The sequence below is a fragment of the Pseudomonas sp. HY2-MNA-CIBAN-0224 genome, assembly GCF_040310285.1.
GTDB lineage: Bacteria > Pseudomonadota > Gammaproteobacteria > Pseudomonadales > Pseudomonadaceae > Aquipseudomonas > Aquipseudomonas helleri.
This window is the reverse complement of sequence record NZ_JBEOPQ010000249.1, coordinates 1-362: the sequence shown is the minus strand read 5'-3', so window position 1 is coordinate 362 and position 362 is coordinate 1. Positions and strand designations below refer to the sequence as shown.

Here is a 362-nt window from a genome sequence, read left to right as displayed (position 1 = left end):
GCCTGAGCGTGTCCACGATATCGTTGTCCAGCCAATCCCTAATATTCAAAATAGACAAAACGATCAAAACAAATCAAATACTCATAACTGTCCACGCGATGTTGTGGTGCTGGGTCGCCGCCCTAGTGAAAAGTTTTGGGTATTAGATACGGCGATAGGGCAAGTAAAATTCGCTATTACAGCGGCTGATAATCGCCATTTTTATGGACATGCTTGCTACAGTTTGGACGGCTCAACGCTATACGTCACTGAGAATGATACGATAAGCTTGGCGGGTAAAATTGGTATCTACGATGCTCGTAATAATTATAGCAAAGTAGCCGAGTTTGACACGCATGGTATTGGGCCACATGAGTTGATCA

The 362-nt window shown here is 43.9% G+C and carries 1 protein-coding gene; it reads left to right on the top strand.

Going from position 1 to position 362, the window contains the following annotated elements:
* On the top strand, positions 1-362 hold a 362-nt coding region (locus AAEZ03_RS26260), incomplete at both ends, for a DUF1513 domain-containing protein (RefSeq protein ID WP_350582686.1).